This window comes from Streptomyces sp. NPDC048436 (assembly GCF_043200355.1).
GTDB lineage: Bacteria > Actinomycetota > Actinomycetes > Streptomycetales > Streptomycetaceae > Streptomyces.
Genome location: NZ_JBICXP010000001.1, coordinates 689,623 through 716,010, shown reverse-complemented (window position 1 = coordinate 716,010; position 26,388 = coordinate 689,623). Strand labels below are relative to the sequence as shown.

General features: G+C 69.8%; 28 protein-coding genes and 1 tRNA gene. 12 read left to right on the top strand and 17 right to left on the bottom strand.

Going from position 1 to position 26,388, the window contains the following annotated elements; all coding sequences use genetic code 11:
• Positions 1-107 precede the first annotated feature (107 nt).
• The 4 genes from ACGFX9_RS03330 to ACGFX9_RS03315 all read left to right on the top strand — a co-directional run bounded on the left by ACGFX9_RS03330 (position 108) and on the right by ACGFX9_RS03315 (position 3,513).
• Positions 108-683: a TerD family protein gene (locus ACGFX9_RS03330; RefSeq protein ID WP_393463820.1), complete on the top strand. Its 576-nt coding sequence runs from the start codon at positions 108-110 to the stop codon at positions 681-683.
• A 152-nt stretch (positions 684-835) separates the two neighbouring features.
• Positions 836-1,411 (top strand): TerD family protein, encoded by a 576-nt coding sequence (locus ACGFX9_RS03325; RefSeq protein WP_393393324.1) that lies wholly within the window; start codon positions 836-838, stop codon positions 1,409-1,411.
• Positions 1,412-1,475: 64 nt separating this feature from the next.
• Positions 1,476-2,624, top strand: a complete 1,149-nt coding sequence (locus ACGFX9_RS03320; RefSeq protein ID WP_393463817.1) for a DUF475 domain-containing protein — start codon at positions 1,476-1,478, stop codon at positions 2,622-2,624.
• A gap of 142 nt (positions 2,625-2,766) precedes the next feature.
• The gene (locus ACGFX9_RS03315; RefSeq protein WP_393463814.1) at positions 2,767-3,513 is read left to right on the top strand and encodes a Tellurium resistance; all 747 of its coding nucleotides are present in this window, start codon (positions 2,767-2,769) and stop codon (positions 3,511-3,513) included.
• 68 nt (positions 3,514-3,581) lie between these two features.
• Here ACGFX9_RS03315 and ACGFX9_RS03310 read toward each other — a convergent pair whose 3' ends face one another.
• Positions 3,582-4,418, bottom strand: a complete 837-nt coding sequence (locus ACGFX9_RS03310; protein ID WP_393463811.1) for a TerD family protein — start codon at positions 4,416-4,418, stop codon at positions 3,582-3,584.
• A gap of 180 nt (positions 4,419-4,598) precedes the next feature.
• Here ACGFX9_RS03310 and ACGFX9_RS03305 point away from each other — a divergent pair, with 180 nt between their 5' ends.
• Genes ACGFX9_RS03305 through ACGFX9_RS03290 form a run of 4 tightly spaced genes read left to right on the top strand, consistent with a single transcriptional unit; the run spans position 4,599 to position 9,455 of the window.
• The gene (locus ACGFX9_RS03305; protein ID WP_393463808.1) at positions 4,599-5,765 is read left to right on the top strand and encodes an HpcH/HpaI aldolase/citrate lyase family protein; all 1,167 of its coding nucleotides are present in this window, start codon (positions 4,599-4,601) and stop codon (positions 5,763-5,765) included.
• Between the two features lie 59 nt (positions 5,766-5,824).
• The gene (locus tag ACGFX9_RS03300; protein ID WP_393463805.1) at positions 5,825-8,356 is read left to right on the top strand and encodes a phosphoribosyltransferase; all 2,532 of its coding nucleotides are present in this window, start codon (positions 5,825-5,827) and stop codon (positions 8,354-8,356) included.
• Complete coding sequence (locus ACGFX9_RS03295) at positions 8,353-9,171, top strand: HAD family hydrolase (protein ID WP_393463802.1); 819 nt, start codon at positions 8,353-8,355, stop codon at positions 9,169-9,171. Before ACGFX9_RS03300 ends, ACGFX9_RS03295 begins: the two co-directional genes overlap by 4 nt.
• 59 nt (positions 9,172-9,230) lie before the next feature.
• Positions 9,231-9,455 (top strand): zinc ribbon domain-containing protein, encoded by a 225-nt coding sequence (locus ACGFX9_RS03290; RefSeq protein ID WP_393463799.1) that lies wholly within the window; start codon positions 9,231-9,233, stop codon positions 9,453-9,455.
• 93 nt (positions 9,456-9,548) lie between these two features.
• Here ACGFX9_RS03290 and ACGFX9_RS03285 read toward each other — a convergent pair whose 3' ends face one another.
• From ACGFX9_RS03285 to ACGFX9_RS03270, 4 genes are all read right to left on the bottom strand, one after another.
• The gene (locus ACGFX9_RS03285; RefSeq protein ID WP_393463796.1) at positions 9,549-10,538 is read right to left on the bottom strand and encodes a sugar kinase; all 990 of its coding nucleotides are present in this window, start codon (positions 10,536-10,538) and stop codon (positions 9,549-9,551) included.
• Complete coding sequence (locus ACGFX9_RS03280) at positions 10,535-11,197, bottom strand: bifunctional 4-hydroxy-2-oxoglutarate aldolase/2-dehydro-3-deoxy-phosphogluconate aldolase (protein ID WP_393463793.1); 663 nt, start codon at positions 11,195-11,197, stop codon at positions 10,535-10,537. Before ACGFX9_RS03280 ends, ACGFX9_RS03285 begins: the two co-directional genes overlap by 4 nt.
• A gap of 24 nt (positions 11,198-11,221) precedes the next feature.
• Positions 11,222-11,785, bottom strand: coding sequence for a DUF4383 domain-containing protein (locus tag ACGFX9_RS03275; RefSeq protein WP_393463790.1), 564 nt, complete (start codon positions 11,783-11,785; stop codon positions 11,222-11,224).
• 82 nt (positions 11,786-11,867) lie between these two features.
• Positions 11,868-13,337, bottom strand: coding sequence for a hypothetical protein (locus ACGFX9_RS03270; RefSeq protein ID WP_393463787.1), 1,470 nt, complete (start codon positions 13,335-13,337; stop codon positions 11,868-11,870).
• Positions 13,338-13,527: 190 nt separating this feature from the next.
• On the opposite strand from ACGFX9_RS03270, the gene ACGFX9_RS03265 reads away from it, so the two are divergent.
• A tRNA-Val gene (locus ACGFX9_RS03265) sits at positions 13,528-13,602 on the top strand.
• Between the two features lie 103 nt (positions 13,603-13,705).
• Here ACGFX9_RS03265 and ACGFX9_RS03260 read toward each other — a convergent pair.
• Positions 13,706-14,443, bottom strand: coding sequence for a helix-turn-helix domain-containing protein (locus ACGFX9_RS03260; protein WP_393463784.1), 738 nt, complete (start codon positions 14,441-14,443; stop codon positions 13,706-13,708).
• Between the two features lie 71 nt (positions 14,444-14,514).
• Complete coding sequence (locus ACGFX9_RS03255; RefSeq protein ID WP_393463781.1) at positions 14,515-14,694, bottom strand: helix-turn-helix domain-containing protein; 180 nt, start codon at positions 14,692-14,694, stop codon at positions 14,515-14,517.
• A 1,527-nt stretch (positions 14,695-16,221) separates the two neighbouring features.
• On the opposite strand from ACGFX9_RS03255, the gene ACGFX9_RS03250 reads away from it, so the two are divergent.
• A complete protein-coding gene (locus tag ACGFX9_RS03250) occupies positions 16,222-16,419 on the top strand; it encodes an antitoxin (protein WP_393463778.1) in 198 nt (65 codons plus the stop codon).
• Between the two features lie 99 nt (positions 16,420-16,518).
• Here the strand turns inward: ACGFX9_RS03250 and ACGFX9_RS03245 are convergent, their stop codons facing one another.
• The 5 genes from ACGFX9_RS03245 to ACGFX9_RS03225 form a co-directional block, all read right to left on the bottom strand.
• Positions 16,519-16,908 (bottom strand): peptidase inhibitor family I36 protein, encoded by a 390-nt coding sequence (locus ACGFX9_RS03245; RefSeq protein ID WP_393463775.1) that lies wholly within the window; start codon positions 16,906-16,908, stop codon positions 16,519-16,521.
• A 45-nt stretch (positions 16,909-16,953) separates the two neighbouring features.
• The gene (locus tag ACGFX9_RS03240) at positions 16,954-17,475 is read right to left on the bottom strand and encodes a hypothetical protein (RefSeq protein ID WP_393463772.1); all 522 of its coding nucleotides are present in this window, start codon (positions 17,473-17,475) and stop codon (positions 16,954-16,956) included.
• Positions 17,476-17,484: 9 nt separating this feature from the next.
• Positions 17,485-17,871, bottom strand: a complete 387-nt coding sequence (locus tag ACGFX9_RS03235; protein ID WP_393463770.1) for a hypothetical protein — start codon at positions 17,869-17,871, stop codon at positions 17,485-17,487.
• 144 nt (positions 17,872-18,015) lie between these two features.
• Complete coding sequence (locus ACGFX9_RS03230; RefSeq protein ID WP_393463767.1) at positions 18,016-18,336, bottom strand: hypothetical protein; 321 nt, start codon at positions 18,334-18,336, stop codon at positions 18,016-18,018.
• 40 nt (positions 18,337-18,376) lie between these two features.
• Positions 18,377-18,724, bottom strand: coding sequence for a hypothetical protein (locus tag ACGFX9_RS03225; protein ID WP_393463764.1), 348 nt, complete (start codon positions 18,722-18,724; stop codon positions 18,377-18,379).
• Positions 18,725-18,854: 130 nt separating this feature from the next.
• Between ACGFX9_RS03225 and ACGFX9_RS03220 the strand changes: the two genes are divergently transcribed.
• Positions 18,855-19,145, top strand: a complete 291-nt coding sequence (locus tag ACGFX9_RS03220; RefSeq protein ID WP_393463762.1) for a DUF2277 domain-containing protein — start codon at positions 18,855-18,857, stop codon at positions 19,143-19,145.
• Here ACGFX9_RS03220 and ACGFX9_RS03215 read toward each other — a convergent pair.
• Positions 19,142-19,786 (bottom strand): DedA family protein, encoded by a 645-nt coding sequence (locus ACGFX9_RS03215; RefSeq protein ID WP_393463759.1) that lies wholly within the window; start codon positions 19,784-19,786, stop codon positions 19,142-19,144. The two genes, ACGFX9_RS03220 and ACGFX9_RS03215, sit on opposite strands and share 4 nt — an antisense overlap.
• Positions 19,787-20,018: 232 nt before the next feature.
• Between ACGFX9_RS03215 and ACGFX9_RS03210 the strand changes: the two genes are divergently transcribed.
• A complete protein-coding gene (locus ACGFX9_RS03210; protein WP_393463756.1) occupies positions 20,019-20,591 on the top strand; it encodes a superoxide dismutase family protein in 573 nt (190 codons plus the stop codon).
• A gap of 92 nt (positions 20,592-20,683) precedes the next feature.
• Here ACGFX9_RS03210 and ACGFX9_RS03205 read toward each other — a convergent pair whose 3' ends face one another.
• The 4 genes from ACGFX9_RS03205 to ACGFX9_RS03190 all read right to left on the bottom strand — a co-directional run bounded on the left by ACGFX9_RS03205 (position 20,684) and on the right by ACGFX9_RS03190 (position 25,939).
• The gene (locus ACGFX9_RS03205; protein WP_393463753.1) at positions 20,684-21,136 is read right to left on the bottom strand and encodes a DoxX family protein; all 453 of its coding nucleotides are present in this window, start codon (positions 21,134-21,136) and stop codon (positions 20,684-20,686) included.
• A 61-nt stretch (positions 21,137-21,197) separates the two neighbouring features.
• Complete coding sequence (locus ACGFX9_RS03200) at positions 21,198-23,210, bottom strand: FAD/NAD(P)-binding protein (RefSeq protein WP_393463750.1); 2,013 nt, start codon at positions 23,208-23,210, stop codon at positions 21,198-21,200.
• A gap of 216 nt (positions 23,211-23,426) precedes the next feature.
• Positions 23,427-25,148, bottom strand: a complete 1,722-nt coding sequence (locus tag ACGFX9_RS03195) for an alkaline phosphatase D family protein (protein WP_393463748.1) — start codon at positions 25,146-25,148, stop codon at positions 23,427-23,429.
• Between the two features lie 143 nt (positions 25,149-25,291).
• Entirely contained in the window at positions 25,292-25,939 is a 648-nt protein-coding gene (locus ACGFX9_RS03190) for an HNH endonuclease family protein (RefSeq protein WP_393463745.1), read from the bottom strand.
• Positions 25,940-26,388: the final 449 nt, after the last annotated feature.

Sequence of the window (26,388 nt, the reverse complement as noted above, 5' to 3'; positions counted from 1 at the left end):
CTCGTTGATCCGATGGCAAGGCACGACGTGCACTGCATGACTGACAACGCACGACTGGCAAAGCATGACTGGGGCTCCCCGCCCCTGGACATCAATTGGGAGGACCTGTGGGAGTCAGCCTCAGCAAGGGCGGCAACGTATCGCTGAGCAAGGAGGCGCCCGGCCTGACCGCGGTTCTGGTCGGCCTGGGCTGGGACGTCCGTACCACCACCGGTACGGACTTCGACCTCGACGCCAGCGCCATTCTGACGAATGCCGAGGGCAAGGTCAGCAGCGACGGCAACTTCGTGTTCTTCAACAACCTGAAGAGCCCGGACGGATCCGTCGAGCACACCGGTGACAACACCACCGGTGAGGGCGAGGGCGACGACGAGGCGATCAAGGTCGACCTGGCAGCCGTCCCGGCCGACGTGGACAAGATCGTTTTCCCGGTCTCGATCTACGACGCCGAGAACCGCCAGCAGTCGTTCGGCCAGGTCCGCAACGCGTTCATCCGCGTCGTGAACCAGGCGGGCGGCGCGGAGATCGCGCGGTACGACCTCTCCGAGGACGCCTCGACGGAGACGGCGATGGTCTTCGGCGAGCTGTACCGCAACGGCGCGGAGTGGAAGTTCCGTGCCGTCGGCCAGGGCTACGCCTCGGGCCTGCGCGGCATCGCGCAGGACTTCGGCGTCAACGTCTGAGCCGAGTAGCACCCTCCGCCTTGTCGTCCGGCGCCGCACGCCACCAGTGCGGCGCCGGACGTGCTCAAACACCGGCCCCCGGTCCACGGGAGCCAGGGGAACTCTTGCTCTCGAACCACGGGGAGCTCTCGAACCACGGGGAGGACCACATCATGGGCGTCACGCTCGCCAAGGGAGGCAATGTCTCCCTCTCCAAGGCCGCACCGAACCTCACACAGGTCCTGGTCGGCCTCGGCTGGGACGCGCGCTCCACCACCGGAGCACCCTTCGACCTCGACGCCAGCGCGCTGATGTGCAACTCGGGCCGGGTGATCGGCGACGAGTGGTTCGTCTTCTACAACAACCTCAAGAGCCCGGACGGCTCTGTCGAACACACCGGCGACAACCTCACGGGTGAGGGTGACGGGGACGACGAGTCGCTCCTGATCGACCTCTCCAAGGTTCCCGCCAACTGCGACAAGATCGTCTTCCCTGTCTCGATCCATGACGCGGACAACCGAGGCCAGACCTTTGGGCAGGTCAGCAACGCTTTCATCCGCGTGGTCAACCAAGCCGATCACCAGGAGCTCGCTCGGTACGACCTCTCCGAGGACGCCTCCACGGAGACCGCGATGATCTTCGGCGAGGTGTACCGCTATGGCGGGGAGTGGAAGTTCCGTGCCGTTGGGCAGGGGTACGCGTCGGGTCTGCGGGGCATCGCTCTAGACTTCGGGGTCAATGTTTCGTAAAGCCGGGGACCGGCGCGGGGGAGACCGCTAAACGGGAGCCCGTACACACACGATTGGGTAGCCAGTGCTTCTGAAAACCTTCGGCTGGTCGTTCGCGGTTACCGCGCTCGGCCTGGTCGCGGCGGTGCTCTACGGGGGGTGGACAGGTTTCGGGATCGTGGCGATCCTGTCGATCCTCGAGATCTCGCTGTCCTTCGACAACGCGGTGGTCAACGCCGGGATCCTGAAGAAGATGAGTGCCTTCTGGCAGAAGATCTTCCTCACCATCGGTGTGCTGATCGCCGTCTTCGGTATGCGTCTGGTGTTCCCCGTCGCGATCGTCGCCATCAGCGCCAAGATCGGCCCCATCGAGGCTGTGCGGCTCGCGCTCAACGACAAGGACCAGTACCAGCAGCTGGTGACCGACGCTCACCCGTCGATCGCCGCGTTCGGTGGCATGTTCCTGTTGATGATCTTCCTCGACTTCATTTTCGAGGACCGTGACATCAAGTGGCTCGGCTGGCTTGAGCGCCCGCTCGCCAAGCTCGGCAAGGTCGACATGCTGTCGGTCTGCATCGCGCTCGTCGTGCTCATGGTCACCGCGATGACCTTCGCCACCCACGCCCACCAGCACGGTGGCGCGCATGTGGACAAGGCACAGACCGTGCTCATCTCCGGTATCGCAGGACTCATCACGTATCTCATCGTGGGCGGTCTCTCCGGCTTCTTCGAGAACAAGCTGGAGGAAGAGGAGGAGCGCGAGCACGAGGAGGAGGAAGAGGCCAAGAAGAGCGGCAAGAAGGTTCCTGCCGTCGTCATGGCCGGCAAGGCAGCGTTCTTCATGTTCCTCTACCTCGAGGTCCTGGACGCGTCGTTCTCCTTCGACGGCGTCATCGGTGCCTTCGCGATCACGAACGACATCGTCCTGATGGCGCTCGGCCTCGGTATCGGCGCGATGTACGTCCGGTCGCTCACGGTCTATCTGGTCCGCCAGGGCACCCTGGACGACTACGTCTACCTGGAGCACGGCGCGCACTACGCGATCGGCGCCCTCGCCGTGATCCTGCTCGTCACGATCCAGTACGAGATCCACGAGGTCATCACCGGGTCCGTCGGCGTTCTCCTGATCGCCTGGTCCTTCTTCTCGTCCGTGCGCCGCAACAGGAAACTCGCGGCAGCGGAAGGCAAGGGTTCGGGCTCGGACGAGAAGGCCGAGGTCTCGTCCGGCGTGTGAGTCGGGTCCGGCTCGTTCCCGGCGTGTGACGCGGGGCCGGGTGAGGAACGCTTCTGAACGGGGCGGCCATCGAGGACGAGTCCTCCTGGCCGCCCCGTGGCTTTGGCAACGGGCCCACGGGCCCCGGCATTTGGGGGCGGCAATGTCCTTCTGGGACGGTTTGTGGCGTGGGCGCTCGATGGACTTCGAGTCGGGCAGCGCCGCGACCAACTCCATCGAACTCACCAAACGGCACCCGACGGTCTCGCTCAACAAACAGGGCGCGGCCACGGGCAATCTACGAGTCAACCTCTCCTGGCAGATGCGTACGTCCGACATCATCGGCAAACCGCGCCAGGGCGGCGGACTGCTGAGGCACCCCCTCAAGATGTTCCAGCCCGACGTGGTGCAGGCGCACACCCAGGGCGTGGTCAACGTGGACCTGGACCTCGGCTGCCTGTACGAACTGACGGACGGGGCCAAGGGAGTCGTACAGCCGCTGGGCAGCTTCTTCGGGAGCCTCAACGCCCCGCCGTACGTGAAACTCAGCGGCGACGACCGGTTCGGTTCGCCGTCCGGCGAGACGGTCTATGTGAACCTCGACCACCGTGAGTCGATCAAGCGGCTGCTCATCTTCGCGTACATCTACGACCAGACGCCGGCCTTCGACCGTACGCACGCCAAGGTGACGCTCTACCCCAGCAACGGCCCGCGGATCGAGATCGACCTGGACGAGCGCCAGCCGCAGGCACGGTCGTGCGCCGTGGCCACGCTGGAGAACGTCAAGGGCGAGCTGGTCGTGCGCCGCGAGGTGAAGTTCGTGTACGGCTTCCAGGCCGAGCTCGACCGCCTGTACGGCTGGGGGTTGCAGTGGGGCCGTGGCTACAAGTCCAAGGTGGGTGGCGGCTGAGCGGCCCCCTGCGGGGATCCCGGCAGGGGCTCAGCGCGCACCCGGCCCGACATCCGGCCCGCGTGTGCTCAGCGGGCCAGGAACTGCGGTCCCTGCGGAGGCAGCCGGAAGTTCGGGTCGGGCATCGGGGCCACGGGCTGCGGATAGCCGTAACTGGGCTGCGGGACCGGCGCCGGATGGGCGGGCGCGTGCTGCGGGTAGCCGTAGGAAGGCTGCGGGGCGGGCTGATGGCGCGGCGGCTCGGGAGGGTAGCCGTACGAGGGCTGCGGGGCCGGTGCGGGGAAGGGCTGCGGCTGCTGGGGGTAGGGCTGCGGGAGCGAGGCCTCGGGCGTCGGCTCGGGCACCGCCTCCGACTCGTCCACGGAGATGCCGAAGTCGCCGGCGAGGCCCTCCAGGCCGTTCAGATATCCCTCGCCGAGGGCGCGGAACTTCCAGACCTCACCGCGGCGGTAGAGCTCACCGCAGATCAGGGCCGTCTCGGCGCCCGTCTGCGGGGTGACGTCGAAGTACGCAAGCGGCTCGGCGTCGCCGACCGCGGCGTCGTACAACAGGATGCGCAGCGCGATTACGTTCTCGAAGGCGACGTTGTCGGCGGAGGCGACGAGCAGCACTCGGCTCACCGCCGGATCCAGCCCTGCCATGTCTGTCTGAATGGTGTCGGTCAGACCTTCGGCGAGACCCTGGGCGACGCGCTTCTTGCCGAGCCGCCAGACCTTGCCCGACGGGTGGCGGGGCTGGTTGTAGAAGACGAAGTCCTCGTCCGAGCGCACGCGGCCGTCGGCGCCGAGCAGGAGAGCCGACGCGTCGACGTCGGGGACGCCCTGACCAGGGGTCCAGCGCAGCACTGCGCGGACGGCCGTGGCTTCGAGCGGGACGTTCGACCCCTTCAACATCGCGTGCGTCATGCGGTCATCCTGCCTTCCCGGTGCTGGAGGGGACAACGCGGGGGTGACGGTGTGTGGCCGGTGTGTCTGACATGGCCGGGTTACCTGAATTTCATGCCCATGGGGAACCCTTGACACCCGTCCCTACGTACTATTACCGGCCACATCACGTCGGGCGCGCCGACGAGTACAGGGGAAATCATGCGTCATTTCGGGCATATCGCCCCAGAGGTGCGTCAGCGTCTCTTCTATCGGGAGCCGTGCGCCTTCACCGCGGACTCCGCCCCGCGCCTGCTCGCGGCCGCCTTGGGGGCCACGCTCTACAGCCCCGCCACGCGCCCACGCCTCGCCGATGACATCCTGAAACAAGCCGGGCGTGGCGTGATCTCGATGGTGCTCTGCCTGGAGGACTCCATCGAAGACTCGGAGGTCATCGGTGCCGAGGAGAACCTGGTCAGACAGTTCGCCGACCTGGCGGAGCGGGACAGCGCGGAGCCGCCGCTGCTGTTCATCCGGGTCCGGGCCCCCGAACAGATACCCGACCTGGTCGCGCGCCTCGGCTCCGGCATCCGGCTGTTGTCCGGATTCGTGCTGCCCAAGTTCACCGAGGAGCGCGGCGTCGCCTTCCTGGAGGCGCTCACCGCGGCGGAAGCAGCGAGCGGCCGGCGGCTCTTCGCGATGCCGGTCCTCGAATCGCCCGAGCTGCTGCACCTGGAGAGCCGCACGGAGACCCTCGACGGGATCGCCCGCACCGTCGACAAGTACCGCGAGCGGGTGCTCGCGCTGCGGCTCGGCGTCACCGACTTCTGCTCGGCTTACGGACTGCGCAGGCCGCCGCACATGACCGCGTACGACGTCCACATCGTGGCCTCGGTCATCGCCGACGTGGTGAACCGCCTCGGCCGGGCCGACGGCACGGGCTTCACCGTCACCGGTCCGGTGTGGGAGTACTTCCGCGTCCAGGAGAGGATGTTCAAGCCGCAGCTGCGCCGGAGCCCCTTCCTGGAGGGGCGGGCCGAGGAGCTGCGGCAGGCGCTCATCGAACACGACATCGACGGACTCCTGCGCGAGATCGAGCTCGACCGGGCCAACGGCCTGCTCGGCAAGACCTGCATCCACCCCTCGCACGTCCTGCCCGTGCACGCGCTCTCCGTCGTCAGCCACGAGGAGTTCAGCGACGCCCAGGACATCCTGCGTCCGGAGCGGGGCGGCGGCGGGGTCATGCGCTCGGCGTACACGAACAAGATGAACGAGGTGAAGCCGCACCGCGCGTGGGCCGAGCGGACCCTGCAGCGCGCCGAGGTCTTCGGCGTCGCGAAGGAGGACATCGGCTTCGTGGAGCTGCTCACCGCCGGGATCTCCGGCTGATCACCGCTTCGCCGGACTCTCCGGCCGACTGCAAGGAACGTAAGGACTGTGCGAGGACTGTGAACGACGACGTAGTGGGAGCAGCGACGGTGTGGTCGGGGACGTGGGTCGCCGAGCGGCTCGGCGTGGAGTTGGCCGGGAACCCGGGGCTGAGCGACCTGCTCGGCCTCGCCCTGCGCCGCAACCCGAAGCGGGCGCACCTCCTGGTGTCGAACGTCCTCGGCAAGCATGTGCCGCAGCGCCCCTCGGTCGTGTACGCGGCGGGGCGGGACCTCGGCGTCCGGGTGCGCGCGCTCCTGGGTGACGCGGAGGCCAGGCGCGCGGTCGTCCTCGGGTACGCGGAGACGGCGACGGGCCTCGGCCACTGCGTCGCGGACGGCATCGGCCTCGCGCCCTACCTCCACTCCACGCGCCGCCCGGTCGACGGGGTGCGTCAGGCGGGCGGCTTCGAGGAGTCGCACTCGCACGCGACCTCGCATCTGCTGCTGCCCGAGGACCCCCAACTGCTGTCCGGGGACGGCCCGTTGGTCCTCGTGGACGACGAGTTCTCCACCGGGAACACGGTCCTCAACACCATCCGCGCCCTGCATGAACTGCACCCGCGCGAGCGGTACGTCATCGTGGCGCTCGTCGACATGCGCTCCCCGCGGGACCAGGGGCGCCTGGCCGACTTCGCCCGGGAGATCGGCGCACGGGTCGACCTGATCGCGATGGCGTCCGGCACGGTGAACCTGCCGGACGGGGTGCTCGCGAAGGGGCAGGCGCTGGTCGAGGAGTACGAGGCGTCGGCGCCCGGGCCCGCCCCGCGCCAAGAGCCCGGCTCGGTCACCCGGGTCGACCTGGGCTGGCCCGCCGCGATACCGGACGGCGGACGCCACGGGTTCACCCCCGAGCATCGGGCGAAGCTTGGCGCGGCGATACCGGGGATGGCGGCCCGGATAGCGCAGGCCCTGGCTCCGAAACCCGCGTCGGAGGCCGCCGGTGCGGCGCACGCATCTCCGCGCCGTGTCCTCGTACTCGGCTTCGAAGAGCTGATGTACGCGCCGCTGGCCCTCGGCGTCGCGCTGGAGGAGAGACTGCACGCTGCCGACGCCGAAGCGGATGTGGATGCGGACGTGGACGTGGACGTGGACGTGGACGTGCGGTACTCCACCACCACACGCTCGCCCGTCCTCGCCGTCGACGACCCCGGGTACGCCATCCGCAGCCGCCTCGTCTTCCCCGCGCACGACGCACCCAGTGACGGGCCCGGCGAGCGGTACGCGTACAACGTCGCGGGCGGCGGCTTCGACGCCATCGTCCTCGTGGTCGACTCCGTGGGCGACCGCCCCGAACTGCACAGCCCCGACGGCCTGTTGGCCCAGCTCGCCGCGCACGCCCCGCAGGTACTGCTGGCCGTCGTGCCCTCGTACGTCCCCGAAAGGCCCTCCATGCTGCCCGAGCCCCTCCGCGGCCCCGACTTCTCCTCGTACGCGCCCGAAGACGTCGGCTGGCTGCTCCAGGACCTCTCGGACGTACGGCTCGAAGCGCCCACCGAGGAGCGCGAGGAGGCGATACAGAGCGGTGGCGCGCACTACGCCGAGTCGCTGCCGGTCGAATACCAGCCGAGCCCGCAGTACCGAGAGCTGTTCCGTGCCGCGCTCGGCACCTCCGCCGCGCGGATAGCGCAGGCCGTCGGCACCGTCACCGAGACGGTGCTCGCCGAGCGGTCGCCGCGCCCCGTCCTCGTCTCGCTGGCCCGTGCGGGCACGCCCGTCGGCGTACTGATGCGGCGCTGGGCGCACTACCGGCACGGCCTTGACCTGCCGCACTACGCCGTGTCGATCGTGCGTGGCCGCGGCATCGACGCCAACGCGCTGCGCTGGCTCGCCGCCCACCACGACCCCGCCGACATCGTCTTCGTCGACGGCTGGACGGGCAAGGGTGCCATCACCCGCGAACTGGCCGATGCTGTGCGGGAGTTCGAGGAGTCAGGAGGTCCGGCAGGCTTCGACCCGGAGATCGCCGTGCTCGCCGACCCCGGCTCCTGCGTCCGCACCTACGGCACCCGCGAGGACTTCCTCATCCCCTCGGCCTGCCTCAACTCCACGGTATCCGGCCTGATTTCACGCACCGTCCTGCGCGCGGACCTGGTCGGACCCGACGACTTCCACGGCGCGAAGTTCTACCGCGAGCTCGCCGACGGCGACGTCTCCCTCGACTTCCTCGACGCCGTCGTGTCCCGCTTCGACGAAGTGAGCGACGCCGTGGACTCCCAGGTCAAGGAGCTGCTCTCGGCGGACAGGACCCCGACCTGGGAGGGCTGGGCCGCCGTCGAGCGGATCAGCGAGGCGTACGGAATCCACGACGTGAACCTCGTCAAACCGGGCGTCGGCGAGACGACGCGCGTACTGCTGCGCCGCGTTCCCTGGAAGATCCTCGCGCGGGTGGGAGCGGGCGCCGACCTCGATCACGTACGTCTCCTCGCGGAACAGCGTGGCGTGCCGGTCGAGGAAGTGGGCGAACTCCCCTACACCTGCGTCGGGTTGATCCACCCTCAGTTCACGCGCGGCGCCACCGGCACGGACGGCAAGGCGGTGACCTCCAAGTGAGTACGCCCCGCCGGGTGCTCGTCGCCAGCGACCTCGACCGCACTCTCATCTACTCCGCCGCCGCCCTCGGCCTGACCATGCCCGACGCCGAAGCGCCGCGCCTGCTCTGCGTGGAGGTGTACGAGAACAAGCCCCTGTCGTACGTCACCGAGACCGCCGCCCGGCTCCTCGACGAGCTAGGCCGCGGCACGGTCTTCGTCCCCACCACCACGCGTACGCGCGAACAGTACGGCCGCATCCATCTGCCGGGCCCCGCACCGGAGTTCGCGATCTGCGCCAACGGCGGGCACCTCCTCGTCGACGGCGTGGCGGACGCCGGGTGGCGCGCCGGTGTCGGCCGTCGCCTCGCCGCCGAGTGCGCCTCGCTCGACGAGGTCCGCGCGCATCTCCTGCGCACCGCGGATCCGGCCTGGCTCCTCAAGGAGCGGGTGGCCGAGGACCTCTTCGCCTATCTGGTCGTCGAGCGGTCGCTGCTGCCGGAGGGCTGGGTCAAGGAACTCGCCGAATGGGCGGAAGGGCGCGGCTGGACCGTCTCGCTGCAGGGCCGCAAGATCTACGCCGTACCGAAGCCGCTCACCAAGAGCGCGGCGGTGCGAGAAGTGGCCCGCCGCACCGGCGCGGACGAGATCCTCGCCGCCGGTGACTCGCTCCTGGACGCCGACCTGCTGCTCGCCGCGGACCGCTCCTGGCGCCCCGGCCACGGCGAGCTGGCCGACACGGGCTGGACGGCGCCGGGCCTGACGGTGCTGCCGGAGCGGGGCGTGGCGGCGGGGGAGGAGATCCTTCGGGCGTTTTTGGCGGCGGGGGTGGGGTGAAGGGGCTGGCCCCTGGCCTTCAGGGGCCTTTCCCGATCCGCTGCGGCTAGCCTGGGCCCATGCCCCGATACGAGTACCGCTGCCGCTCCTGCGGCGACACCTTTGAGCTGAGCCGTCCGATGGCCGAGTCCGCCGCGCCCGCGGCCTGCCCCGCCGGGCACGAGGACTCGGTGAAGCTGCTGTCGACGGTGGCCGTCGGGGGTTCGTCCCCGGCGCCTGCCCCGCGTGGCGGTGGCGGCGGTGGTGGCGGGGGCGGTTGTTGTGGTGGCGGGTGCTGCGGATAACTGGGCAGGTGGCGTAACCGGTATTACCGGTTACGGTGTCGGAGTAGATGTCCGGTTGGTCGACCCCCGGCCTGTGAGGGTTACCTGTGAGGGTTAACGGACCACGGTCCCGGCCCCCGCCCCCAGGAGTCCGAGTTCGACGCGCGTGGGCGCCCCCTCCCAGTCTCCGTGCGACGCCACGGCGAAGGCTCCCGTCGTCACGGCACGGTCCAGGCGTCCCGCCACATCGCCTCCGTCGAGCAGCGCCGACAGGTACCCGGCGACGAACGCGTCCCCCGCGCCCACGGCGTCCACCGCCCGCACCGGGCGCGCCGCGGCGTGCAGTTCGCCCTCGGCGGTGTGCGCGGTCGCCCCGTCGGCTCCGAGCTTGACCACGACCTCGCCGATACCTGTGCCCGCGCCGAGCAGCGCCTTGGCCTGACCGGAGGCCGTCCCGGCCGCCTCCGGCGCGACGCACAGCGGCAGTTCGTCATCCGATGCGATGAGGACATCGACGTACGGAATCCATGAACGCATGACCGCGGCCGCCTCCTCCCGACTCCACAGCCGCGAGCGGAAGTTGACGTCGAGGCAGACCGTCGTGCCGTGCTCGCGGGCCAGTTCGAGGGCGCGGCGGCACGCGTCCAGGGCGGCAGGGCCGAGCGCCGGGGTGATGCCGGTGAGGTGCAGGACGCGGGGTGGTCCGGGAGTGGCGAAGGCGGCCTCGACCGCGGCTGCCGTGAGGCGTGAACCGGCGGAGCCCGCACGGTAGTAGTGCACGCGGGTCACGTCGGGCAGCCGCGGCTCGAAGAGGATCAGCCCCGTGGGCGCGTCCGGGTCGCGGGTCGCGCCGCTGACGTCGACCCCCTCGGCGCGCAGCGTGCGCAGCACGAGCTCGCCCGCCTCGTCGTCACCGACGGCGCCCGCCCACCGCGTCGAATGGCCGAGCCGGGCGAGGCCGATGGCCACGTTCGACTCGGCGCCCGCGATGGACACGTCCATCGAACCGCCCAGCTTGAGCGGCCCGCTGCCGCGCAGGGCGACCATGGTCTCGCCGAGCGTGAGGACATCGGTGGCGGTCCCGTGGGCGGCAGTCGTGCTCATCGACCGGCCCCCGCGACCGCCACGTACTCTGCGACCGCCACGAACTCCGCCGCACGCTTGCGCAGCGCGTCCAGGTCCCCGCCGTCCGCCGCGTCCCCGATGAGCGGCGAGCCGACGCCCACCGCGACCGCGCCGAGCGCCAGATACTCCGCGGCGGCTGCCGCGTCCACGCCGCCCACCGGCACGAAGGGCAGGTCGGGGAAGGGGGCGCGCAGGGCCTTGAGATAGGCGGGGCCGCCCATCGCCGAAGCGGGGAAGATCTTCAGCGCGGTCGCGCCCGCCGCGCTCGCCGCGATGACGTCGGTGGGGGTCAACACCCCGGCGGCGACGGGAAGTTCACGCCGCAGGGCCTCGTCCACCCCGGCGCCGAGACCGGGCGTCACGATGAGATTCGCCCCCGCGTCGGCGGCTCGCCGGGCATCGTCCGCGGTGAGTACCGTGCCGGCGCCGAGCCATGCCTCGCCGCCCAGCTCGGCGCGCGCCCGGCGCAGGACGCCCAGCGCGTCGGCGCCGCTGAGGGAGACCTCGACGAGCGGGACACCGGACTCGACGAGCGCCATCACCGTCCGGAAGGAGGCCTCGGCGTCGGCGCCGCGCACGATGGCGACCAGGCGCTGGGCCCGCAGATCGGTACTGAAGGCAGTGGTGAGGTCCGACATGCCCTCAAGGCTCGCACAGGGGGTTCAGCGTGCCTGTTCAGGGTGGCGGGCCCGGTGCCCGCGCTCGGCGTGCCGCGTCTCCTGGGGGTGGCGTGACTTCCAGTAGGGGTTGTCGTGTGGCAGGGCCGAGCCGACCCGCCCGTACATCCCGAAGATCATCAGCAGGATGCCCACCACAAAGCTGAACAGCACGTTCGGGATGCGGAAGGCGAGGAAGTTGAGGCTGGTGTCCAGCAGGGCGAGGTTGACGAAGCCGCTGAGGACGAAGGCGCAGCCGAGGACCATGTTCAGCGTCGAGGCGAAGTTGCCGCCGATGACCATGCCGACGAAGAGGAGCAGTCCTACGCAGATCGACAGGACGCTGAGCGCGCCGTTGGTGTTCAGCCCGGCGACGGTGTCACCGCCGGTGTCGAAGAAGCCGACCTTGTCGATCAGGCCCAGGATGCCGAACGCGAGCAGGACGAGGCCCATCAGACCGGCGCCGACGCGGTAGATCGTGCTGAGGTGGTGATCGACGGGCAGATGCTCGTCGAGGGAAACGCGCCGCCTGGGCCGCTTCGCCCCGGGGTGGAGTGCGTGCGTGGCCATGTCCGCCTCCCTCTGCGTACGTAACTCAAGGATCCGCCCGCGAGCCACGGACCGCCAACAGACGATGCCGCAGGGCCGCCGCTCAGGCCCCTTGCCCCCGCTCCTCCCGGATCTGGGTGACCACACGCGCCACGGTCTGCCGGACGGCTTCGGTCTCGGTCAGGAAATGCCAGTAGTCCGGGTGGCGGCCCTCAAGGGAGGCGACCGCGCGGTCCAGGCGGGCGACGGACTCGTCCAGGGGGCGGGCGTGCCGCTGCTCCGGGGTCTGGCGCCCCGCCATGGCCAGACGCTGGGCGTCACGGATGGCGAAGCGGGTGCGCTCGATCTCGTGCTGGGGGTCCTTCGCCACCGCGTTGAGCCGCTGCAGCCGGTCGCCGGCGGCCGAGACCGCCTCGTCCGTCGAGTTCAGCAGGGCGCGGACGGTCGAGAGGAGCGAGGTGGCGTCGGGCCAGCGCTGCTCGTCGCGCGCCTGCTTGGCCTCCTTGAGCTTGGTCTCGGCCTGCCGTACGTTCTCCGACGCCTGGTCCGGTACGTGCTGAAGGTCCTGCCAGCAGGCGACGGTGAAGCGCCGCCGCAGCTCGCTGAGGACGGGTTCGACCTGACCGCTGCGGGTGGTGAGCGCCTGCGCGCGCGTGCGCAGGGTGACGAGGCGCCGGTCTATCTCGGTGGCCCGCTCGGGCAGCCGCTCGGCCTCGGCCCGCACCGCTTCGGCGTCCCGCAGGACGCGGTCGGCGCGCTGCAGGGTCTCCGGTACGCCGTGCTGGCCCGCGCCTTGATTGAGCTTGGTCAGCTCAGGCCCGAGGGCGGCGAGGCGGGCGGCCAGATCATCGGCCTTGAGCCCGGCGCCCCGTACGGAATCGAGGGCGTTGCTGGCGGCGAGGAGGGTCTGCCGGGCGCGCTCGACGGCGGGGGCGAGCCGAGCGAGCTGGGTCTCCGCCTTGTCGAGCAGCGGTCCGAGGCCCTGCTGGAAGCGGTCCAGGTCCTGCTTGGCCTTGTCGAGCTCGCCCTTGGCCTCGGTGAGTTCGGTACGCGCGCGGGCGGCGACGGAAGCCTCGAGGTCGTCACGGTCCAGGTCGTGGGCGTCCACGGCGCCGATGTACTGACTGCTGGCCTCGTCGATCCGCCGCCCGATGGCCTCGAAGTCGGAGACGGCCCGCTGTGCGGCGGGCGTGGAGTCGACGGCGACGATGGTCTCGATGGAGATACGCAGATCCCGCTGGGCGGTGTCCAACTCGTAGAAGGCGGCCGCCGCCGCGTCCTTGGCGGCCTGGGCATCGGCCCGCACACTCTCTCCACGCCCACCGAACCACCGCCGGGTGCCGCCGCCGGCGAAGGCTGCGGGGAGGGTGAGGGCGAGAAGGGGAAGAGGCAGGAGAACCAGGGTCAGGGCGTCGCGCAGGGGCGCTACAGCACCGCGGAAGGGGGCCCGGCGGGGACGCGGCCGCACGCTCCCGCAGCGACGTACATCCTCATCCGGCACAACTGACATATCCGAGGTCTCTGACGTGCCCGACGTGTCCGGCGTGTACGGCTGCGAAGGTGTCGCCGTCACTATCCCTCTCCCGTGCTGTCATCCGCCTTGCCCGGTGTCACATTCTCCCACCGGTTAATGACGAACACACGGGCCGGTTAGTTCGCGCCGCGCGGGGTGACTTTGCCGCCTTCGCTACGGGCGGACACCGGCGACGTCTTACGGGTTTGTGAGGCGGCCCCACCGGCAGGGTAGGCTGTCGAAACATCCCGGGCGCGTAGCTCAGCGGTAGAGCGCTGCCCTTACAAGGCAGATGTCGGCGGTTCGAAACCGTCCGCGCCCACCAGGACGAAGACCCCCAGCCGATCAAGGCTGGGGGTCTTTGACATCCGGATCTGACATCAACGGCCATGGTCATCTGCGGTCGATCCGTCTTTTGGGCCTGCGGTCTATGTGGCTGCCCCCGCAGGGGTGGCCGTCTCGAAGATGTGGTCCAGCGCTGTCAGATACCCCGCCGTTAGTGGCGCCGGGCCGACGCGGCGCAGGTGGAGCACCGGAGACAGGGCTGGGGTGAGTCCATCCACAGGAGTGGTGACCAGCAGTTCGTCGTCGGCGCGATAGAGGTCGGCCCGTAGCCCAGGATGGGTTACCAGCTTGATCCCGGGGGTGTCTGCCAGCGAGGGGAAGACGTCCATCAGCGTCACGTGCTGGTCGGCACCGGCGGCAGGAGTGGCGATGCGAACCCGTACACCGGCCTCGGACTTCGCCACGAGCATCGCGTGCAGGTCGAAGACGGCGTTGGTCAAGAAGATCAGGTTCGAGATCGCGAGGTCGATCACGCTGGTTGCTTCGAGCAGCGTTCCACGCCACAGGCCGTGTGGAACGGCGCCGCGGCTCGGGTAGCAGGCCATGAGCTCGTCGCGTGGGCTCACACTGGAACGATGCCGCTCGTCGAGCATGGGCCACAAGTAGTACGGGTCGATGCGGAGCACCTTGGCCACCGCGTGCGCGTTCCGGGCGTGCGGGATGCGCGTTGTAGTGATCCACCGATCCACGCTCTTCGGGTCTATCCCCAAGTGGTCTGCCAGTCCTTCCGTAGTGACGTTGGCAGCGACCATCGCCGCTCGCAGACGCTCGTTCGCGAGCCCTTGATCTTCTGCCAGGATTGAAGGGGATCGATTCGGCATGGCTTCGACTCCTTCGAATCGGTCAGGCCGCGTCCGCTGCAATCGGGCGCGGCCCTCTTGTTTCCCGTCCGTCAGGCCCCAGGGTCGTGCTTGCCCCAGCGGGCGACAGTCGCACGGGAGATGTTCGTGAGCTCAGCGATGCGCCGGTAAGGGACGCCTGCATGGACGGCCTGGACGACAAGGGGGCGTAGAGCCGTGTCCAGTCGGTCCAACTCAGCTACGAGCCGCAGACGTTGCTCACCAGGAGTCATCAGCTCCCGCACGGCCTTGGCGCGAGCATCTTCAGGCGTCCCGGTGCGGGCATCGATAGAGGGCGTGGCGCCTACGGGAGACTGACGCTGCTGAACGCCCTTGCTGCGACTACGAGTTCGCCGAGTGGACATGGCTCCATAGTCCCGATTCGTCTCGCATGAGACAACCTGTCTTGCGGGACTCGCATATGCCAGTTCGGGACGGCATCAAACCAGCAGGTCATGAGGGACGCAGGCCAAACGAGCAGGCTGCGAGGCGAGCTGCGCGGTAGAACTTTCTCTACTTCATCAAGGCCCGCCCGCAACGCGGGCGTGCGCCGCCCTTCGCGCTTCCCGCCTCATGCCTTCGGCCCGGCGGTACGCGCAGGCGACGCGCCATATGCGCGCGGCGGGCCAGAGGGGGGATACCCGCTGCGGCTGGGGCGGTCGGCTCCACGGCTTTAGGCAGCCACCATGGGGCGAGCCTCGAAGATCATGGCCCCAACGTCGTGCTTTAACGGGCAGGTCCACAGACCGCCCGACTCGCCGGAAGCTTAAGGGGCCATGATCACTCGCCCCATGGCAGCTCCCGCCCAAAGCCGCTCCACCGACCTAAGCGTATTCGGGACCGCTTCTATTGATGTGAGCTTGGCCACAGCATAATATCGGTATTTTCAGCGTTATATCAGGTGGTTGCGCTTCGCGTGTGCACGCTAAGCTTTTTGCTGTAACCAGGGCACCACGGCGGTTGTGCTATGGAGAAGCTATGGAGAACGTATCTGTGCAGGTCCGGGGCATTTACCTCGCTGTACTATTACGCGCTTTAAACGCCTGTCCTGCTCGGTGGCGGTCCGCCAATTTCAAGAAATTCTCCGGCTTGGCAGTTGCTCACTTACATCTCCATCATGGGCGCACAGCAATGCCCACCCCGTCGCACAGGCTTCCCGGCGAGGCAACGAGGTGGGCTTGAACCCTTTGGAGGTCCAAGGATGAGTGTGTCCCTCAACCCGTGGGAATTGTCAAACACCAGCTTGCAATCACGAGTGATCGCGGTCCTGGTGATCATCGTGGTCCTGTGGGATGTAGCTGCCGATGTTGTTGGTGCGTACGTAGACGTCGCCACGGCCATCTCACTGTTCATCGCGCTCAGCAGTACAGCAGCGAAGTACCGCAACCTAAGCGATCGTCGACGAGCTACACCGTCCGTGTAGGGCGTTGACGCGCCTGCTCTGACCGCGTTCGACCGACCCACATAGAGCTACGGAATCAGAAGATGCCTGACATCCACGGCTGACATCAACAGTGGCGGATGTCGGCGACGTCGAGCGGTCAGCGACAGGGCCGGAGCCGCGGGCGGGAGCAGCGTCAGAGCCCGCCCGAAGGAACTTACAAGGCAGATGTCGGCGGTTCGAAACCGTCCGCGCCCACCGGTGCGAAGACCCCCCAGCCGATCAGGCTGGGGGGTCTTCGTATGCCTGCCTGCGGATGCAGCTTGGGGCGAGGGCGGCGATGCTGGGAGGGGCGGGAGATCCAGCTAGGAGGACTCGCATGTCTGTGATGGACAAGCTCAAGCAAATGCTGAAGGGCCACGAGGACCAAGCCGGAAAGGGCATCGACAAGGGTGGTGACTTCGTCGACGACAAGACCCAGGGCAAGTACAGCGGCCAGGTCGACACCGCCCAGGACCAGCTGAAGGATCGGTTCGGTGGCCAGGACCAGGGCCGGGACAATCCGCCTCGGCCGTAGGTATCCGGTGGAGGTGGAGGCGTAGTTGTCGGTGTCGGCGTGGGTCGGCCCGGGGTCCCTCAGGGGCCGCGGGCCGGCGCGCGTGTGGTCAGGTTGCGGCTAGCACTCCATCTTCCATGTGTGGGAGTCGCCGCTGTCGTTCGCCCATCCGCTGGGGGCGGCGATTTCCTGGCCGGGGGCCAGACAGACCGTGCCGAGGCCGACCAGGCCCGGGTTCTCGTAGACCTGGACGTGGTCCTTGATGCCGGGGCCGGAGATGCCGTGGTTGGCCCAGGAGGAGTCCTCGTCCTGGATGGGGTCCTCCCAGTCGTGGTCGTCGCCCGACCAGTTGGTGCGCTGGCCCCCGAAGTTCTCATCCGTCCAGGCGCAGAACTGGCCGCTCGGGCACTGGGCCGCCTGTGCGGCGGTCGAGGTGGTCATGGCCGTTCCGAGGGCCAGGAGCGTCGCGGTCACGGTCAGGATGGTGACGCGCTTGGGCTTCTTCAGCATGAGGGGCTTCTCCGTTGTGCGGGTATGACGGGGCAGTTGAGGGAGCTAGTGGTTCAGGATCGACGTCGCCCGGGTCAGGGCCCGCGCCCGTAGCCTGTGCCACGTCGTCAGTTCCTTACGGTGCTTCGCGCGGACCTCGGCGAGGGTGCGGTGCGTGTGTCTTGCCTCCGGCCCGAGGTTGTTGGCGATCGTCGAGACCTCGAACCAGCGCCGCTGGTCGCCGTAGAGGCTGCGCTGTGCTGAGGCCAGGCAGCCGTCCGTGTGCGCGCGCACGGTGTAGCCGGTGGGGAGTGCCAGGGAGAGCTCCGTGCGGCCCGTGCCGAACAGAGCCGCTGTCGTGTGTTCCCGCTCAGCCGGGGCGCCGGGCGCCGCCCCCGGTCGAGGCGGCGTCAGGCCCTGTCGCTTCAAGCAGGCGTCCGTCAGGCGTTGTTGGGCGGACCTGATGACGTCGCCCGGAGGGAGAACGCGTGCCCGCGGCGGCGACGGTGCGCACGCGACGCACGCGCCCAGGAGCAGCGCGGGGAGGAGGAGCAGGGCGGCCGTAAGGCGGCGTGGGCGGTGCTGCATCTACGTACGTCAGCCCTGTTCGCAGCCCATGGTGGAGTCACTCACGCCGTCCAGCTTTTTGGCCCAGGCCGTCCAGTTCTCGTCGTAGTCGTCCCTGCGGATCTCCCGGTGGAAGCAGCCGCCTCCGGGGCCGTAACTGATGGCGTAGACACTGCCGTTGACGCGCGACTCGAAGGAGTAGGCGTGGCGTTGTGTGCCGTTCTCCGCCTCCGCGTAGCCGGGCGGGCCGTAGCACCAGGCGTGGCCCATCATTCCCGGCTCGGACCAGAAGCAGACCTGCCCTGGGGCCGCGGCGGCGCGCGGCGGGGTGGCGTGGGGTGCGGCCGTGACCGAGGGGGAGGCCGCGGTCAGGAGGGCCGCTAGGGCGGCGGTGGCCGCGGCGTGGGTGAAGCGCATACGGGCGGGCTCCCGGAGGTCGTCGATGCGTTGTGCATGACCTCAATCCCCACCGTCTGCGCAGGTAAGCGCCCTGTCACCCGGGAGGGTGACAAGTCATATCGGCGCGTACGGGGGCGGTCGCCTCTCGGCGGCCGTCCCCGCTCAGCGACCTGACCCCGGGTGTGTCCGGCGGTACCTGCGGTCCCAGCGCTCCTGGCGTTCCTTGCGGATGCGGTAGTCGCGGTAGGTCTTGGGGAGGCCTCCGCCTCCACCTCCGCCGCCGCTCCCGGCCCCGCCGCCACCACCGCCACCCGCGCTTCCGCCCGCGCCGCTCCCGCTGCCGCCGCCGCCTCGCTTCGAGCCCCCACGGTCGTACTGCTGGACCATTAGGAAGATGATTGCCGCGGCCGCGAGCCACAGAAGTGGCTGGGTGAAACCCAGGCCGACCAGGGCAAGGAGCAGGACGACCAGTAGACCGTTCATGGCTGCACCTCCTCGGCGTAGAGGGAGTCAACGCCCGCTCTCACCCGGTGTCAATGGATTTCTCGTGTACGTGTTTGAGCCGTGCGCGGGCCGCCACGACGTCGGGGCCCGTCACCTGGTCCCAGAAGCGATGGCAGGTGACGAAAACCGCCAACTCCCGTTCCCGCTCACGGAGTTTCTCCACCTCCGCCTGCTCGTCGGGAGTCCAGCCGGGGGACGCGGGGCGCTCCACCCTGCGCCAGCCGTGGTCGTCGCTGAAGGCGTCGAGGGGCGTGACCGACCAGGGGAGCCGCTTCAGCAGGGCCAGGAGTTCGGACCGGACCTGGTGCAGTTCCTCCTGGCCCGCGAGGAGGTCGCTCGGGAAGTCGTATGCAGGGGTAGCAGGCACAACATAATGCTACTCCTGTTCGAATTTCGAGAGCGAGAGCAACCACGAAGCGAATACGGCCGCCACGAAGCGATCACGGTCGCCACGAAGCCACTTCCCGTCCGCGCCCCCTTCGCGGCAAGCTGTAAGCATGTGCCGCAGCATCAAGACGCTCCGTCCGCCCGCCATCCCCGAAGACGCCACCGAGGAGGAGATCCGGGCCGCCGCGCTCCAGTACGTCCGCAAGATCTCGGGGTTCCGCGCCCCCGCCGCGCACAACCGCGAGGTCTTCGACCGCGCCGTGGACGCCGTCGCCGAAGCCACCGCCGAACTGCTCGCCGGTATCGAGGTGCGCGGGGCCAAGCCGAAGACGGCCGAGCCGAAGACGGCCGAGCTGAAGGCGGCCGAAGAGGAGTCGGCCGAAGAGGAGTCGGCGGCCTAGCTCGTCGCCGTACGCGGACGCCGCACCAGGAACGCCGCCCCCGCGCCCGCCGCGAACAGGGCGATCAGAGAGACGCCCGTGGCCAGCCACGACGCGCCGAGCCACTGCCCGCCGAAGTAGCCGAGCGCGACGCTGTACCCGGCCCACGCCACGCCCGCCAGTGCCGACCAGGGCAGGAACTCACGCACCTTGCGGTGGGCCGCGCCCGCCGCGAGCGAGACGATCGAGCGGCCCGCCGGGGCGAAGCGCGCGATGACGACGAGCGCGCCGCCGCCCCGGGAGAGCGCCGTACCGAGACGTTCCTGCGCGGTGGTGAGGCGGCGCGAGCGGGCGATGGCGCGGTCCAGGCGATCGCCGCCGCGCCAGGCGATGCGGTAGACGGCGAGGTCGCCCAGGACCGAGGCGGTGGCCGCGCAGAGCATGAGGACCAGGATGTCGGGGACCTCGTGCGGGACGCTTCCCGCGCCGGTGCCCGTACCCGTGCCTGTACCGGCCGCGGCGGCCGCGGTGGCCGCGGTGATGACGAGGACGCCGCTCGGCAGCACGGGTACGACGATGTCGAAGAGCACGGAGAGTGCCACTACCGCGTAGATCCATGGGCTGCTGGTCAGTGAGCCGACTGAGCCCAGATTCTCAAGCACCGAAATCCCCGTAACTCCCCGGCCGACGACGTGACTGCCGCGACGTCGCGGGGGAGCGGCAGGGGCGGCTTGTGACAGCTGTACAGCGTACGCCGCGCCCTCCGCCGGAGATCCACGGGGGGCTCATATGTTCGCTACGTCACGTTCACCCGGCTGCCGCCTCCGACGGGGCGTTCCGTGCCGATCTCCCGTACGAACAGAGGAAGGCAAAAGGTACGGAAGGAGCGGGGCGATGGTGGCAGGGATGCTCGCGGGCGCGGTGGCGACGGCGGTGCTCGCCGCGGGTGGCGGCGTGGTCGGCGGCGCGGTCGGCGGTGACGCGGCGCACGGGTACCGGGTGCGGGAGGAGGCGCGGTTCGCACCGCCCTCCGCCTTCGTGCCCTCGTCGGCGGTCACGTACGACAAGAAGCTCGTTCCCGCTTCGTCGTGGATCGAGGTCGAACAGCGCGGCGGGCCGGGCGGCATGTCCGTCACGGTGCGGGTGAAGGGGCTGAAGGCGGGCCACGCGTACGGCGCGCACGTGCACCAGAAGCCGTGCGGGGCCGAGCCGGCCGACGCCGGCGGGCACTATCAGGACCACGAGGACGCGGTACAGCCCTCGGAGAATCCGGACTATGTGAACCCGGACAACGAGGTGTGGCTGGACTTCACCGCGCGCCGGGACGGCTCCGGCGCGGCGAGCGCGCGCCACGGCTGGGAGTTCCGGCCGGGCGGGGCCGCCTCTGTCGTACTGCACCGCGAGCAGGGCGGCGCGGGGGACCGGCTGGCGTGCTTCACGGTGCCGTTCGCTCCCACCGGCCACTGAGTGTGGCGGCGCTTCTGCAACGTGGCGGCGCCCCCTCCTTCGTACGCACAAGCGCACGAGGGAGGGGGCGCCGTCACGCAGACGCGTATCCGTCAGGCCGCCACCGGCGTCCGCTTCTCCGGCGACGTGTTGTCGGCGCCCTCGCCGCGTGAGGCGAAGAGGCGGTCGAGGCCGAGCGCGCCCGAGCCGGTGAAGACGAGGAGAAGCATGGCCCAGCAGAAGATCGCCGAGGCCTCTCCGCCGTTCTGCATCGGCCACAGGGCCTCCGGCTGGTGCACCTTGAAGTAGGCGTACGCCATCGAACCGGACGAGATGAACGCCGCGGCGCGGGTGCCGAGGCCGAGGGCGACCAGGCCGCCGCCGACGAGCTGGATGACGGCCGCGTACCAGCCGGGCCAGGTGCCCGCGTCGACCGTTCCGCCGCCCGCCGCGCCACCGAGCACGCCGAAGAGCGAGGCGGCGCCGTGGCAGGCGAAGAGCAGGCCGATGACTATGCGGAACAGCCCGAGGGCGTAGGGCTGGGCGCTGTTGAGACGTCCAGTCATGTGGGGGACTCCTTCGGTTTTTGGGGACGGTAACCGAGCGGAGGCCCAAGGTTAGGGGAACCTAATCGATGCTTGCAAGTTCAACATTTGGCCATTCGGGCGATTCCACTTCCGGCCCGGAGGGCGCCGCTCCCCTCGCGGACGGGATCCCCGCCACGCCCGCCGCCGCCCGCAGTACGGCCCGCGCCACCGCGTCCGCGTCCGACAACGTCACCGAGTCGACGCCCGGCCTGGCGCCCGCGGCCGTCACCCAGTGCACGCCTTCCGTGGGCACTCCGAACGCGAACCGCCTTGCGTGCGGCCGACCTTGACGGTCGATCAGGTGATAGGGGCGGGCCGTGACGTCGAGGCCTCCGGTTTCGTGGCCGTCGACGACATGGGGACGGCACTGCCTCGTCCGCAGGAGCCGGCCGAGCAACTCGTCCGCGGTCTGCCGCACATCCGGTTCGGGCAGCCGCGCCTCGATGAGTGTGGTGACGCGCACATCGGAACCCGGTACATCGGGCGAGTGCGCGAGATACGACCCGTCCGGCGCGGCCCGCACGTCCAGACGCGGGCCGAGCACCTCGACGACGCCCGCCTCGATCAGCGCGGTCATCTCCTCGATACGGCGCCGGGGCGGGCCGATGGACAGGAACGCGTTGAGCGGGGTGTACCAGCGGTCCAGATGCTCGCGGCGGGACGTGCCGGTGAGGCCGCCGTGGTCGACGATCAGGCGGAGTTCGTTGCGCAGGTCGCGCAGCACGTCCAGGGCGGACTTCAGCGGGCTCGCGACATTGCCGAGCGCGGCCTGCGCGGTGTCCTCGCGCAGATACGCGAGCAGCCAGGCACGGAAGTCGTCCGGGGAGTGGAACGTATGCCCGGAGTACGGCTGCGACAGCCGGTCCCAGGACCAGCGCGCCGCTTCGGGGAACCCGAACTCGTCAAGCACCACGCCCTCTTGGCGGCTGCGGTGGGGCGCCGCGAGGTAGGCGTCACGGAACTGAGCTGCCCGTCCGGCGGGTTGGAGGAGCGCCGCGTAGTAGACCGTCTCCACCTCCTTGGCGACCAGCGGCCATATCTCGTCGAGGAAGTCCGGGGCGTCACCGCTGTCGGCGCGCTTGCGGAAGCGGGATATGACATCGGCGGTGAGGACGGCCGGTTCGTGCCTCCCGTACGGCCCCTTCGCGTTGTCGCCGCGTGCTTGGTACGGGACACCGCGCCGCGACCCGGCGTACAGCTTCGGCTCGTGCCCGGACGGCTGGTAGCGCAGACCGCCCGCGGTGTCCCGGGTGAAGCGTCCGCCGCGGCCCTGCGTCAGGAGCGCCATGTGGTCGAAGAAGTTCAGGCCGAGGCCGCGCAGCAGGACGCGCTCGCCGGGGGCGATGGCCGAGAGGTCGACGTCGGCGGGGTTGGCGGGCGGTATGTGGCGCAGGCCGTGCCGCGCGGCGTGCGCGGCGAGGTGCTGCTGTCCCTGGCCGCTGAGCGCGGGGAGGTGGCCCTGCGCGAGGACGACGGCGCTGAGCCCGGAGAGTTCGCGGCCGTCGTCGAGTACGAGGATCTGGGCGCCGTCGCGCGCGCCGTCCCCCGCGTCATCCCCCGCGTCATCCGTGGAGCTGGTGAAATCCTCCGAGTCCAGCCGCACGGCCCGCGCCCCATGCACCTCGACGCGGACCGTGCCGGGGGCGCCGCGCAGGGTCTCGGCGAAGACCCACTCCAGGTAGCGGCCGTAACAGGCGCGCGTCGGGTAGTCGTCCGGGCCGAGCCCCGGGGCGTGACCGGCGGCGGCCCACGCGTACAGGCTCGGCCCCGGCCGGATCGGCCCGGCGCAGTCGAGGCTCTCGTCGGTGAAGAGGGTCACCTGTGAGGCGACCGTGTTCATGAGCAGCTCGGCCGGCTGGGCGGTACGCCAGACGCGTCCCGGACCCGGTGGCGAGGGATCGACGACGTGGACCGTCAGCCGGGTCCCGGGCGGCAGGAGTTCGGCGGCCGACGCGCAGAGGCGTTCCAGGACACTCGTGCCGCGGGGCCCCGCGCCGACGACGGCGACAGCAACGTCATGTTCCGGTGCGGTCGCTGCGGATGGTGCGGACAAAGGCGTGACTCCCGGGCATAGGGGACGCTGGAAGCGGACGGTCCGCCTCATCATGCCGCCGGAAGCCCGGAAGGCGAACCCCGGAACGGGAGATCACCATCGGGGTGTGGGGTGTGTCACGTGACACACCGCCGGACGCCGGTCACCTTTGCGGGGCTATGAGAACTACGGGCTGCGGGAAGGGCCGCGGGAAGAGCCACGGGGCAAGCGGCGGGGTCACGAAAGCCGGGACTCCTCCTTCGTCTCAAGGCGCACCCCGACCCCCTTCACCACCCGAGCCTGCTCGAGCCGAACCTCCGCCGAACGCCCCCGCAGCGTCAGCGTCATGAGCTGGTTGCCGAACCAGGGCCCGCCCGTCTTGCGCCAGTTGATGGCGGCCCGCGCCGTCCTGCCGTGCCGTACGAACCGGCGGCCGAGGGCGCGGCCCGCCTTGCTCCAGCCGAAGTGGAAGCCCAGCTTGATCGACGCGGGGATGGAGTTGTGTATGGGGGAGCAGGTCAGCTGGAGGACGCGGGCGTCGGGGCCGCCGCCGTCCGGCCAGGTCGGTTCCGCGATGTACGCGTGGTGGACGTCGCCGGACAGCACGCACACCGTCGCCGGGGCGTCGGCCCCCCTGCCCGCTTCGGCGATCAGGTCGGTCAGCGCGTCGAAGGACGAGGGGAACGCCGCCCAGTGCTCCAAGTCCGAACGCCTGCGCAGGTCTTCGCCGAAACGCGCCCAGCGCTCGCCCCGCTCTCCACGGCACAGCGCGGCGTTCCAGCCCTCGGCGTCGTGGATGAGGTGGGGCAGCAGCCAGGGCAGCGAGGTGCCGATCAGAAGATGGTCGAAGCCGCCAGGTCCACCTGTTCCGCCCGGTCCGCCCGGCACCCCTGTTCCGCCTGTTCCGCCCGGTCCGTCCGCGCCGCCCCCGCCGTCCAGCACCTGCTCGCGCAGCCAGCGTGCCTCCTCCGGGTCGACCATCGCGCGGTCCTGCTCGTCGAGGACCCGCGCCGCCCGCGTATCGATCATGAGCAGGCGTACGCGGCCGAAGTCCCGGCGGTAGCTCCACCGGGTCGCCGTGGCGTCGGAGTCCGACGCGGCGGCGAAGGCGCGCAGTACGTCCGTGCCGTCGGGCGCGGCGCGCACCGCGGCGTACAGCTTGTCCTGGTCGAGTTCGGCGGGCGGCATGTTGCCGAGGTGCTGGTAGACCCAGTACGACATCAGGCCGCTCAGCACCCGCTCGCGCCACCAGGGCGTCGCGCGCATCTCGGCGAGCCAGGCCGCGCTGGTGTTCCAATCATCGATCAGGTCGTGATCGTCGAAGATCATGCAACTGGGCACGGTGGACAGCAGCCACCGCACCTCGGGGTCGAGCCACGATTCGTAGTAAAGGTGGGTGTACTCCTCGTAGTCCGCGACCTGGTTGCCCGGGGGCTCGTCCAGGTCCCGGCGGGAGGCGAGCCAGCGGCGGGTCGCCTCGGAGGTGTTGTCCGCGTAGACCTGGTCGCCGAGGAGAAGCAGGACGTCGGGGCGTCCGGCGGCCGTGTCCGTCGCGATCCGGGCGGCGAGGGTGTCCAGGGCGTCGGGCCCGACCGGGTCGTGCTCATCGGCGGGCGGGGCCGCCCACCGGCAGGAGCCGAAGGTGACCCGGAGCGGTTCGTCGTCGCCCTCGCCCGGCGTGCGGATGGTGCTCGGCGGGAAGGGTGAGCCCGGCAACGGCCACACGGGAGCCTCGCTGTCGCCCAGCCGCACCTCGTACGCGGTCTCCGTGCCCGGCCGCAGTCCCGTGACCGGCACGAGCGCGTAGTGGTGGCCCGCGATCTGGAAGGTGTGCGCCGTGCCCTTGGCGCCGTCCGCGCAGCGCACTTCGGCGGTGCAGGGACGGTCGGCCTCGACCCAGACCGTCGCCGTCGAGCCGTCGACATACCTCAGCAGTGGACCCAGGCGCAGCCGTGCCACGATGATCACTCTCCTCCGTCGCCCCGTACGGTACGGAACGACGGAGGGCAGTGGGGAGGTTCCGCGGATTCCCGCTGGTTACGGGCCGGTGACCTCAGCAGCGGTGGAGGCCGGTGACCTCGGCGCCCGTTGGGGCCGGTGATTCAGCAGCGGTTGAGGATCGTGGAAAGGGCGCTCTTCTCCTCGGGGTTCACCGTGAGCTTGTAGTAGTGCTTCACGTCCACCCACATCCGCGCGTACACGCAGTGGTACGACGCGGTGGGCGGCAGCCATTCGGCCGGGTCCTGGTCGCCCTTGCTCTGGTTGACGTTGTCGGTGACGGCGATCAGCTGGGGGCGGGTCAGGTCGTTGGCGAAACCTTTGCGCTGGTCGGTGGTCCAGCCGCTCGCCCCAGACTTCCAGGCTTCGGAGAGCGGCACGACGTGGTCGATGTCCAGATCGGACGCGACGGTCCACGTGGCACCGTCGTACGCGGACTTCCACGTCCCCGAAGTGGCCGCGCAGCTGGCGTCCTGCTGGACGTTCGTGCCGTCGCGCTTGAGGACGACCTCGCGGGTGTTGCAGGTGCCCGACTGGGTGCTCCAGTGCGGGAACTTGTCGCGGCTGTAGCCGTCGGACGAGCCCTCGGCCCGCTCGGTGAGCTGGCCGAGGTAGGTGCGGGCGGTGGCGGCGGAGACCGGGTCCGGGGGAGCGGCCTGGGCGGGGGCGCCTGTGAGGAAGGTCGCGGCGGAGGCCAGTGCGGTCAGGGCGGTGAGGGTGGCGAGGCGTCGACGCGCGTAGACAGCGGACATACGAACTCCCTTGATGTGGGGGGATGTTGACCGTCAGGGCGGCCATGCTGGCGCGGTGGGGTTTCCGGTGGATGTGCGCTGAGTGACAGGGTCGCGTCAATCAGGTGTTCAGTTCAAGAGTTCTGGCGCCGTGTCATGTCCGGGCATGTGTGCGGGAGTTGGAATTACGTGACGCGGGTCACACGTGAAAAGGTCGAGAAAGGTCGAGAGGGGGCCGAAAGGCCCTGGTCCGGGGCGTGCGGACATCCCGTACGATGGATGGCGCAGAAGGGGAGTAGCTCTTCGCCGGACCGTCGACATACTGCTCAGCTCGTCTGAGCCGGCGCCCGGAGGCAGGCTTCGTCATCGATGTGATCGATCGCGATGGACGGGGCCGGCCAGCGAGACCTTCGGCAAGCAGTGCCCGACGTACATGACCGTGTACGTCTGTGTGTGCTGCCGTGCCGAGG